The sequence below is a fragment of the Vibrio sp. 10N.286.51.B11 genome (genome assembly GCF_041469245.1).
Classification (GTDB): Bacteria; Pseudomonadota; Gammaproteobacteria; order Enterobacterales; family Vibrionaceae; genus Vibrio; species Vibrio crassostreae_C.
The window spans coordinates 118,720-128,853 of record NZ_JBFRKI010000038.1 but is presented as its reverse complement, the minus strand read 5'-3'; the positions used below and the strand labels follow the sequence as shown (position 1 = coordinate 128,853).

General features: G+C 45.0%; 10 protein-coding genes. 7 read left to right on the top strand and 3 right to left on the bottom strand.

The window, feature by feature from the left end; translation table 11 throughout:
* Positions 1-27 precede the first annotated feature (27 nt).
* The 7 genes from sfsA to panC all read left to right on the top strand — a co-directional run bounded on the left by sfsA (position 28) and on the right by panC (position 6,127).
* The gene (gene sfsA / locus AB4154_RS18525; RefSeq protein WP_017059429.1) at positions 28-753 is read left to right on the top strand and encodes a DNA/RNA nuclease SfsA; all 726 of its coding nucleotides are present in this window, start codon (positions 28-30) and stop codon (positions 751-753) included.
* A gap of 135 nt (positions 754-888) precedes the next feature.
* Positions 889-1,335 (top strand): RNA polymerase-binding protein DksA, encoded by a 447-nt coding sequence (gene dksA / locus AB4154_RS18520; RefSeq protein WP_017059430.1) that lies wholly within the window; start codon positions 889-891, stop codon positions 1,333-1,335.
* A gap of 179 nt (positions 1,336-1,514) precedes the next feature.
* Positions 1,515-2,390 carry a tRNA glutamyl-Q(34) synthetase GluQRS gene (gene gluQRS, locus AB4154_RS18515; protein WP_017059431.1) on the top strand — a complete coding sequence of 292 codons (876 nt, stop codon included), beginning with the start codon at positions 1,515-1,517 and terminating at the stop codon, positions 2,388-2,390.
* Between the two features lie 183 nt (positions 2,391-2,573).
* Complete coding sequence (gene pcnB, locus AB4154_RS18510) at positions 2,574-3,929, top strand: polynucleotide adenylyltransferase PcnB (RefSeq protein ID WP_017059432.1); 1,356 nt, start codon at positions 2,574-2,576, stop codon at positions 3,927-3,929.
* Positions 3,926-4,411 carry a 2-amino-4-hydroxy-6-hydroxymethyldihydropteridine diphosphokinase gene (gene folK, locus AB4154_RS18505; protein WP_004735459.1) on the top strand — a complete coding sequence of 162 codons (486 nt, stop codon included), beginning with the start codon at positions 3,926-3,928 and terminating at the stop codon, positions 4,409-4,411. The genes pcnB and folK overlap by 4 nt, the downstream gene beginning before the upstream one ends.
* A gap of 22 nt (positions 4,412-4,433) precedes the next feature.
* Positions 4,434-5,228, top strand: coding sequence for a 3-methyl-2-oxobutanoate hydroxymethyltransferase (gene panB, locus AB4154_RS18500; RefSeq protein WP_017059433.1), 795 nt, complete (start codon positions 4,434-4,436; stop codon positions 5,226-5,228).
* 8 nt (positions 5,229-5,236) lie between these two features.
* Positions 5,237-6,127 carry a pantoate--beta-alanine ligase gene (gene panC / locus AB4154_RS18495; protein ID WP_017059434.1) on the top strand — a complete coding sequence of 297 codons (891 nt, stop codon included), beginning with the start codon at positions 5,237-5,239 and terminating at the stop codon, positions 6,125-6,127.
* Positions 6,128-6,212: 85 nt separating this feature from the next.
* Here the strand turns inward: panC and AB4154_RS18490 are convergent, their stop codons facing one another.
* The 3 genes from AB4154_RS18490 to AB4154_RS18480 all read right to left on the bottom strand — a co-directional run bounded on the left by AB4154_RS18490 (position 6,213) and on the right by AB4154_RS18480 (position 9,884).
* Positions 6,213-6,983 carry an ABC transporter permease gene (locus tag AB4154_RS18490; protein WP_372123774.1) on the bottom strand — a complete coding sequence of 257 codons (771 nt, stop codon included), beginning with the start codon at positions 6,981-6,983 and terminating at the stop codon, positions 6,213-6,215.
* A 1-nt stretch (position 6,984) separates the two neighbouring features.
* Positions 6,985-7,902, bottom strand: coding sequence for an ABC transporter ATP-binding protein (locus AB4154_RS18485; RefSeq protein WP_017059435.1), 918 nt, complete (start codon positions 7,900-7,902; stop codon positions 6,985-6,987).
* 350 nt (positions 7,903-8,252) lie between these two features.
* A complete protein-coding gene (locus tag AB4154_RS18480; RefSeq protein ID WP_017063247.1) occupies positions 8,253-9,884 on the bottom strand; it encodes a SulP family inorganic anion transporter in 1,632 nt (543 codons plus the stop codon).
* Between the last annotated feature and the right edge of the window lie 250 nt (positions 9,885-10,134).

Below are 10,134 nucleotides of genomic sequence, written 5' to 3'. Positions count from 1 at the left end.
AAAAACCTACCTGTCTAAATAAGTAATATGCACTTCAATCCGCCATTAGAGCCTGCGACTCTTATTAAACGCTATAAACGTTTCCTCACTGACATCCAACTTCCTGACGGTAGCGAGCGTACTATTCACTGCGCTAACACTGGAGCGATGACAGGATGTGCGACTCCTGGCAATACGGTGTGGTACTCAACCTCCGATAATGCAAAGAGAAAGTACCCAAACAGCTGGGAGATCTCAGAAACAGACAAAGGTCATCGTATTTGTGTAAATACTGCGCGGGCAAACCAGCTAGCAGTGGAAGCAATTGAAAATGGGGCTATAGTTGAACTCTTAGGTTATAACGCGTTACGAACCGAAGTGAAATATGGCAGTGAGAATAGTCGCATTGATATTCTGCTTGAAGATAACGAAAAGCCGCCTTGCTATATCGAAGTGAAAAGCGTCACTTTGCTCGACGAGCAAGAAACGTCAACTAAAGGGCAAGGTTTTTTCCCTGATGCGGTCACAACCAGAGGCCAAAAACATCTGCGTGAACTCACAGAAATGGTCGAATCTGGAAATAGAGCCGTACTTTTATTCACTGTTTTACATTCAGGTATTGAAAAAGTGTCTGCGGCACACCATATAGACGCCAAATATTCGTTATTACTAAAACAAGCACAAGACGCTGGAGTTGAAGTGCTTTGCTATAAAGCAGAGCTCAGCAGTACTCAAATACAACTAAAACAAGCTGTTGAATTTATCAATAGCTAAGCAAAGATGCTGAACTAATCACATTGATTGCAAGTTTGAATAAGAGTATTTGCCACCATTCGTTCTTTCTGCTATAGATACCCGCCTTAAAATTAGCTGCTTTGCAGTTGACTAGGTGTAAATAGGAGATGCTGTATGCCAGAATCTAAGAAAAAAGCGCTAGGCATCCTAGCCATCGCAGGTGTTGAACCGTACCAAGAGAAGCCAGGTGAAGAGTACATGTCACTTGAGCAAACGGAACATTTTACAAAAATTTTAGCAGCTTGGCGCAACCAGCTCAGGGAAGAAGTTGATCGTACTGTGCACCACATGCAGGACGAAGCAGCGAATTTCCCAGACCCAGTTGACCGTGCTTCTCAAGAAGAAGAATTCAGCTTAGAGTTACGTAACCGTGACCGTGAGCGTCGTCTTATCAAAAAAATTGAGAAGACATTAGACAAGATCGAAGAAGACGATTTCGGCTTCTGTGATTCTTGCGGTATCGAGATTGGCATTCGTCGCCTTGAAGCTCGTCCAACTGCTGATCTTTGTATTGACTGTAAAACACTTGCAGAGATCAAAGAAAAACAGATGCAAGGTTAATTCTTGCAGATGTAAAGAAAGGGAGCCTTGGCTCCCTTTTTTGTTTGTTATCCAAGCGAAGTATTTCACACGCTTGATAGTAAATAGCAGCTTTAAGCCTTAGTTCTAGGCATTAAAGCTCTTGTCAAACGTCTTAAGAATCGGCTACTGCGGTACCATTTAGATTAGGTTGTTCACTCATGAATTATATCGGGCGCTTTGCACCATCACCGTCAGGTCCTCTTCATTTTGGCTCACTTGTTGCTGCTCTTGGTAGCTACTTTCAAGCGAAATCTAACCAAGGAAAATGGTTAGTTCGTATGGAAGACCTCGACCCACCAAGAGAAATGGCCGGCGCTGCAGACCTCATTCTTAAGACGCTTGAGGCTTACCATCTATTTTGGGATGGTGAAGTCGTCTATCAAAGCCAACGTCATGACTTGTATCAAGCTCAAATCGATCAATGGGTTGCTGACAATCAAGCCTACTACTGCCAATGCACCCGCAAGCAGATAAAGGCTTTGGGCGGCTTTTACAATGGTCACTGTCGAGATGTAGGCCTAATCGATTCAGGTGAACAGGCGGTGCGCTTGTGCATGGACTTTCCAGTGGAGTCCTTTGATGATGTTCGCCACGGCACCATTCAAATCCCTAAAGCACTAGCTGAAGAAGATTTTATTATTAAACGCAGAGATGGATTGTTTGCCTATAACTTGGCCGTTGTTCTTGATGACATCGACCAAGGAGTAACAGAAGTCGTAAGAGGCGCAGACCTGATAGAACCAACAGGTCGACAAATCAGTTTGTATAAGACGCTCAAGCAAAAAACAGTGAGCTACTTGCACTTACCATTGGCAACCGATGGCTTGGGGAATAAACTGTCAAAACAGAACCATGCCACCGCGATAGATCTAGACAACCCAAAACCAACGTTACTCAACGCGATGCGATTCTTAGGTTTTGATATCCCGACGGCCCTTTATGAGGCTTCAATGGATGAGATTTTATTGTGGGGCTGCCAACAATGGAACGTCAGTCAGTTACCTGATAGTTTACAAAAAGAGCACTGTAATTAGCTCGAAACTCACGGCAAATAGCAAAAACGACACATAAAAATGCCATAACCAACCACTGTGGTTAAGCAGACGATGTTCTCAAATGGCTCGCGCTAAGCTATTATTAGCCGCAATTAAACTCTGCACTACCACTTTGGACTAAGAGAAAAACAAAGTTGGCGATACCTACTTTGTTCTAAACTAATGAATACAAACGACAATACCCCAAGCGAACAACGCGGATTCCACGAATTAGCTCTGAATATTTATACTCGTCAAGAGCACAATATTTCACGCAAGCAGATCAGCGACAACGCACTAAAAGTGCTATATCGCCTGAATGGTGCGGGTTTTGACGCATTTCTAGTCGGTGGTGGTGTGCGCGATATCTTATTAGGCTCTCAGCCAAAAGATTTTGATATTGCGACCAACGCAACGCCAGAGCAAATCAAACACCTCTTCAGAAACTGTCGTCTTATCGGTCGCCGTTTCCGCTTGGCACATATAATGTTTGGTCGCGACATCATTGAAGTGGCAACTTTCCGTGGTCACCACCAAGAACCATCGAAGAACGTTTCTGCACAATCGAAAGAAGGCATGCTACTTCGCGATAACGTGTACGGCAGTGTTGATGAAGATGCAGAGCGTCGTGATTTCACAATCAACGCGATGTACTACAACATTGCAGACTACAGCATCCACGATTACGCGGGTGGTGTAGAAGATTTAGAAGATAAACTGATCCGCCTGATTGGCGATCCAGAAACGCGTTACCGCGAAGACCCAGTACGTATGCTACGTGCAATGCGCTTCGCCGCTAAACTGGATTTCGACATCGAAGAAGACACGGCTGACCCGATTGAAGAGTTAGCTCACCTTCTAAGAGATATCCCAGCAGCGCGCCTTTACGAAGAGTCTCTAAAATTACTGCAATCAGGTCACGGTTTAGAAACCTACCACCTGATGCGCGAGTACAATCTATTCCAACAGATGTTCCCAGCGGTAGCGGAGCACTTCACCGAAGATTACGACTCACACACAGAGCAGATGCTTGATTTGGTTCTCGATTCAACCGACCTTCGCATCGAAGATGGTAAGCGAGTAAACCCAGCATTCATGTTCGCAGCGATGCTTTGGTACCCAATGAACAAGCTGGCAGACAAACTTGTCGCTGAACAGGGTATGGCACACTACGATGCGATCATGGAAGCGAGTAACATCATTCTAGATCAGCAAGTAAAGTCTATTGCGATTCCTCGTCGTCACACAGCAACCATTCGCGAAGTTTGGCAACTGCAACTTCGACTGCCTCGTCGCAACGGTAAACGCGCTGTTCGTCTAATGGAATTAAACAAATTCCGTGCAGGCTACGATTTCCTAGAAATGCGTGGTGAGATTGAAGGTGGCGAAACCAAAGAGTTAGCAAAATGGTGGGAGCGTTATCAGACTGCAGGTCGTAACATGCGTCAAGCAATGGCTAACGACGTTGCAGCACCATCAAAGTCAGGCCATCGTCGCCGTAAGACTTACCGAAACAAAAAGAGTAAGCAATCAGAATGATAACTGCTTACATTGCGGTCGGCAGCAACCTTGCCGACCCAGTTAGCCAAGCAAATTTGGCTATCGAAACGCTAAAAAGCCTACCGCGATCAACGTTTATTGCGACCTCTCAGCTATATAGTAGCACTCCAATGGGACCGCAAAATCAACCAGACTACATCAACGCGGTAGTCGCTATCCAAACCGAATTAACGCCAATTGAACTGCTTGATTGCACTCAAAAGATCGAACTAGAGCAAGGGCGCGTCCGTAAAGACGAACGTTGGGGACCAAGAACCTTGGATCTCGACATTGTGCTATACGGCAATGAGGTGATCGATTCAGAGCGCTTAATCGTTCCTCATTATGGAATGAAAGAACGAGAGTTTGTACTCTACCCGCTTGCTGAAATCGCACCAAGTTTACAACTCCCTGATGGGACTGAGCTGACAGAACTACTGAAAATAGTAGATAAGAACGGGCTCAATGTTTGGCAGCAATAGCCAAGCGCATTAAGGAAAACCAATGAAAAAAGTAACCATTAACGACCTGATCAAATGCAAACGTGAAGGCCGTAAATTTGCGACTTCGACAGCTTATGATGCGAGCTTTGCTCAATTATTCGAAAGCCAAGAAATGCCAGTTCTGCTTGTCGGTGATTCACTGGGTATGGTTTTACAAGGCCATAACGATACATTACCAGTAACCGTTGAAGACATTGCTTACCATACTCGCTCAGTGCGTGCTGGTAGCCCAAATTGTCTTCTTATGGCTGACATGCCTTTCATGAGCTACGCGACGCCAGAACAAGCTTGTGAGAGCGCAGCGACTTTGATGCGTGCTGGTGCGAACATGGTAAAAATCGAAGGCGGAAGCTGGTTGGTTGATACTGTGAAGATGCTAACAGAACGTGCAGTACCAGTATGTGCACACTTAGGCTTGACGCCCCAGTCTGTGAACATTTTTGGTGGTTACAAGATTCAAGGTCGTGACGACGAGCAAGCCGACAAAATGGTTGCTGACGCGTTAGCACTGCAAAACGCAGGCGCTCAAATCGTTCTACTTGAATGTGTGCCAGCTTCATTGGCAAAACGAATTACAGAAGCTTGTGACGTACCGGTTATCGGTATCGGCGCAGGTAATGTTACCGATGGTCAGATCTTGGTTATGCATGACATGTTCGGTATTTCTGCGAACTACATGCCGAAGTTCTCTAAGAACTTCCTAGCAGAAACAGGTGATATGCGTAAGGCAGTAGCTCTATACAAAGAAGAAGTAGAGAGCGCGCGCTTCCCTGATGAAGCTCATACAATCGCTTAGGAGTAAGTATGCAAACTTTTGCTGAAATAGCGGCTCTTCGTGAGCAGATTAAACAATTTAAGCGTGATGGACGTACGGTTGCTTTTGTACCGACAATGGGAAACCTGCATGAAGGCCACCTGACTCTGGTAAAGAAAGCTCGTGAACTGGCCGACATCGTTGTGGTAAGCATCTTTGTAAACCCAATGCAGTTTGACCGTGCAGACGACCTAAACAACTACCCTCGAACGTTAGAAGCAGATTTAAGCAAACTAACAGGTGAAGGGGTTGAGCTAGTATTTACACCAACGCCAGAGGTGATGTACCCAGATGGATTAGACAAGCAGACGTTTGTTGAGGTCCCTGGCATATCTCACATGCTTGAAGGTGCCTCTCGTCCAGGTCACTTCCGTGGTGTATCAACCATTGTCACTAAACTGTTTAATATCGTTCAGCCAGACTTTGCATGCTTCGGCGAGAAAGACTTTCAGCAACTTGCTGTTATTCGCCAGATGACCACTGATTTAGCATTAGACATTGAAGTTGTCGGCGTTGCGACCGTTCGTGAAATGGATGGTTTGGCAATGAGCTCTCGCAATAGCAACCTAACGATTGACGAGCGCCAACGAGCGCCCGTTTTAGCGCGTACTATGCGCTGGATCAGCAGCGCTATTCGTGGTGGTCGCGATGATTACGCATCAGTGATTGAAGATGCTACTGACCAACTACGCGCTGCAGATCTTCAACCTGACGAAATCTTCATTTGTGATGCTAAAACTCTGCAAGCGATCACTTCAGAATCAACTCAAGCAGTGATTCTAATGTCGGCTTTCCTAGGTAAGACGCGTCTTATCGATAACCAAGTTCTCGATTTGGTAACGGAAACCAAAGAAGAAGTGAAAGAAGAAACGACTGAATAGTCGGCTTCTGCTCTTAACGCAAAACAAAAAAAGGTCGATGTTATATCGACCTTTTTCTTTACCTGTTACTTAGATGAACCAAAGGTTAGCTACGTAAGCCAATACCCTTTGCCACTAGGTAGTGTGCAATGCCATACAACAGCACGATAAACACACCTAGTACGCCAAACGACGTCACGATCCCCACATCAGACACACCCAAGAAGCCATATCTGAACGCGTTAACCATGTACACGATAGGGTTCAACTTCGATACACCTTGCCAGAATTCAGGCAATAGACTGATCGAGTAGAACACACCACCAAGGTACGTCAGCGGCGTTAAGATAAAGGTTGGGATAATAGAGATATCATCAAACGTGCGTGCGAATACCGCGTTAATCAAGCCACCCAAAGCGAATACTACCGACGTTAAAAATACCGTCGCAATGATCACGCCCCAATGGTCAACTTGTAAGTCGACAAAGAACAACGACACGAAGGTTACTATGGTACCCACTAACAATCCACGAACCACACCACCCATTACGAAGCCGGCGATAATCACGTAGTTAGGAACAGGCGCTACAAGCAGCTCTTCAATGTTCTTCTGGAACTTGGCACTAAAGAACGATGAAGCAACGTTGGAATATGAGTTGGTGATCACCGACATCATGATCAGACCGGGAACAATGTATTCCATGTAGCTAAAGCCGTTCATTTCACCAATACGCGCACCAATCAGGTTACCGAAGATGATGAAGTAAAGCGTCATGGTAATCGCTGGCGGCACCAGAGTCTGCACCCAGATACGAGTAAAGCGATTGATCTCTTTGGTCAACAAACTGCAGAAAGCGGTCCAATATAGGCTGTACATATTATTTACTCCCCTCACGGACGATACTCACAAATAGCTCTTCTAGACGGTTTGCTTTGTTACGCATAGAGAGGACTTTAACCTGTTGCTCGCTCAATTGAGCAAAGATGGTATTCAAACCTAGGTTCTTGTCGATTTCGATTTCTAGCGAGCCATTGACCATCACTTGGCTATTCACGCCTTCAAGCTTAGGTTCAGTCGTGCCCTCTTCCAGATCCAGAATAAAGGTCTCAGCACTCAATTTGCCCAACAGCGCTTTCATTGTTGTGTTCTCAATCAGCTCACCGCGATTGATGATACCAATGTTGCGACACAGCATTTCTGCTTCTTCTAGGTAGTGCGTGGTCAAGATAATGGTAATGCCCTGCTTCTCATTGATCTCTTTTAGGAATTCCCACATTGAACGACGTAGTTCAATATCAACGCCTGCTGTCGGTTCATCAAGGATCAACAAATGAGGTTCATGCATCAATGCACGCGCGATCATCAAACGACGCTTCATACCACCAGACAAGTTACGCGCGCGTTCGCCACGCTTTTCCCACAGATCGAGTTGAGATAGGTACTTTTTCGCTCGCTCTTTCGCTAATGCTTTTGGCACGCCGTAATAACCCGCTTGTTGCAGCACGATCTGTTCAACGGTTTCAAACGGGTTAAAGTTAAACTCTTGAGGCACAAGGCCTAAGTTCTGCTTCGCCAATTCCAGATCGGTATCAATGTCGTAGCCGAACACTTTAACCTTGCCTGACGTTTTATTTACCAGTGAAGAGATAACACCAATGGTGGTTGATTTACCCGCACCATTGGGACCAAGTAGTGCGTAAAAGTCGCCTTTTTCTACTTGTAAACTAACGCCCTTAAGAGCCTCGAAGCCCCCAGCATAAGTTTTTCTTAATTGCTCAATTTCTAATGCATACATAGAGATAGACTGCCATTTGCTATAGATAAGATGTAGACGACCGAGCTTGAGGAAGAGAGTAATGCTTAAAACGAGCTAGCAGAAAACTAACCCAAACTTGTTAACTCGGCCATTTTGCAAACAAGTTTATCGTTGATTGACGATGAATACAAATATCGTGTGAGAGTTTCTTTCGAAAACAAATAAGCGTCTTGGCTAGGTGAAGACTAAATCAACGTTCAATAAATATAAAAATGCCGCTAAGTGATTCACTTAACGGCATTAATGATCAGTCTTGAAGTGAGCGTCTATAGCTTATTCATATTAGATTATTCATATCAGGTCATTAATATCAGCTTATTACTGAAAAATTAAACTGACTCAAATTGATGCTCATCTCTGTCGACATAGCTTGTTGCTGCCGTCAGGGCTTCATATCTGAATCGATAAGTGTTGGATTCAGGTACTAGGTCAATCACGTGGAACTTCTCTAGTTGTTGACGAGTATTCTCATTAGGACACAGCAGATACACCTCACACTGCGCATCCAATGCATCTTTAATCGCATTCTCTAGCGCTAGGCCAACAGTGACATCAATCATAGGTACATCTGTCAGGTCTAGAATCATCGCTTCATAGTCAGAGATACTTGAGTGCTGACGTGAAATCGCCTTTGAAACGCTGAATATCATCGGCCCTGATAGGTAGAAGAATAGCACCTTACCATTGGCACTATCGAGTAACTGACGTTCGCTATCAGTCAATGGGATATCGTCTTCATCATCACCATCACTGATCGCCTTAACTTGTCTGGCTTGCTCTCGGCTTAATCTTTCAATAATCAGAATATTCGAGATAAACACACCCAGTCCAACGGCAATAATCAAGTCAACAAACACAGTCAATAGCATCACGCCGTACATCACGCCCATGCCGGCATAGCTAACCTTGTGCGCGCGCTGGATAAAGCTCCAATCTAGGATATTGAAACCAACATACATCGCGATACCAGCCAGCACTGCCATAGGAATCGGTTCTGTTAAACCACCTGCAACCAATACCACGAGCGCAAGTACTAAAGCTCGAATAACACCTGAAAGCGGAGAACGCGCTCCCACCTGAATATTGGTTACAGTCCCCATAGTGGCACCCGCGCCAGGTAGTGCACCAAACAGGCCAGAGATCATATTGGCAATGCCTTGGCCACGAAGCTCTTTGTCTGAGTCATGCTCTTTACGAGTCAATGAATCTCCGATAACCGCGGTCAAAAGCGTATCAATACAACCTAATGTACCAAGCACCAAGGCATCGATAACCATAGTAGTAAACTGTTCAGCGCTGATCGTAGGGATAACGAGGGAAGGTAAACCAGCTGGGATTTCACCAATACGGCGAATAGAGTCGGTATCAAAAATAATGACGGACAAGAGCGTTACAGCCACTAACGCGACCAGTTGAGCAGGCACATACTTACGATACTTAGCGGGGAAGCCAAAAAGAATACCGAGTGTCAGAGCACCTAGAAATAGCTCACTCACTTTTAAGTTTGCTAGCGTATCAGGTAAAGCAGAGAGCGTGCCCATTACACCACCGGATGGAGCGGCATGCCCTAACAATGGAGACAGCTGCAAGATAATCAGAATAACGCCAATGCCCGACATGAATCCGGAGATCACGCTATATGGCATCAAAGTGACGTATTTTCCTAGCTTTAACGTACCAAGTAATATCTGGAATGCACCGGCCATCATCACGACAGTAAAGGTCATTGCCATACCCGTTTCAGGATATTTAGCAACCATACTCGTCATTACGGCAGTCATGATCACCGTCATAGGGCCGGTAGGTTCAGAAATCAAACTACTCGAACCGCCAAACAATGCTGCAAATAGGCCAACCATAATGGCGCCCCACAAGCCAGCTTCAGCTCCCGCGCCAGAAGCAACACCAAATGCCAATGCTAAAGGTAACGAGATGATGGCTGTAGTTACACCGCCAAACATATCCCCTTTGAGATTGATATCCGTAAAACGACTTCCAAACAAAACACACCTTCCTGATGATGAAATGACAAACCTTATAACTTTAGCAAATGTATCAAGTGTTCAGAAAGTGTTAATTCAATCACATTATTCATGTCTTATAACCGGATTATTGATAGTGGGCTAAGTTTATGATTTTCCGTACTAGAACACGTCAGATGAGTACATTTTGACGCAGTTTTTACGAGATTGAATTTGTAACATTGTGTAT

Excerpts from the sequence above, each read along its gene's own strand:
- sfsA (WP_017059429.1), top strand. The coding sequence starts at position 28 with ATGCACTTCAATCCGCCATTAGAGCCTGCGACTCTTATTAAACGCTAT.
- dksA (WP_017059430.1), top strand. The coding sequence starts at position 889 with ATGCCAGAATCTAAGAAAAAAGCGCTAGGCATCCTAGCCATCGCAGGT.
- gluQRS (WP_017059431.1), top strand. The coding sequence starts at position 1,515 with ATGAATTATATCGGGCGCTTTGCACCATCACCGTCAGGTCCTCTTCAT.
- pcnB (WP_017059432.1), top strand. The coding sequence starts at position 2,574 with ATGAATACAAACGACAATACCCCAAGCGAACAACGCGGATTCCACGAA.
- folK (WP_004735459.1), top strand. The coding sequence starts at position 3,926 with ATGATAACTGCTTACATTGCGGTCGGCAGCAACCTTGCCGACCCAGTT.
- panB (WP_017059433.1), top strand. The coding sequence starts at position 4,434 with ATGAAAAAAGTAACCATTAACGACCTGATCAAATGCAAACGTGAAGGC.
- panC (WP_017059434.1), top strand. The coding sequence starts at position 5,237 with ATGCAAACTTTTGCTGAAATAGCGGCTCTTCGTGAGCAGATTAAACAA.
- AB4154_RS18490 (WP_372123774.1), bottom strand. The coding sequence starts at position 6,983 with ATGTACAGCCTATATTGGACCGCTTTCTGCAGTTTGTTGACCAAAGAG.
- AB4154_RS18485 (WP_017059435.1), bottom strand. The coding sequence starts at position 7,902 with ATGTATGCATTAGAAATTGAGCAATTAAGAAAAACTTATGCTGGGGGC.
- AB4154_RS18480 (WP_017063247.1), bottom strand. The coding sequence starts at position 9,884 with ATGTTTGGCGGTGTAACTACAGCCATCATCTCGTTACCTTTAGCATTG.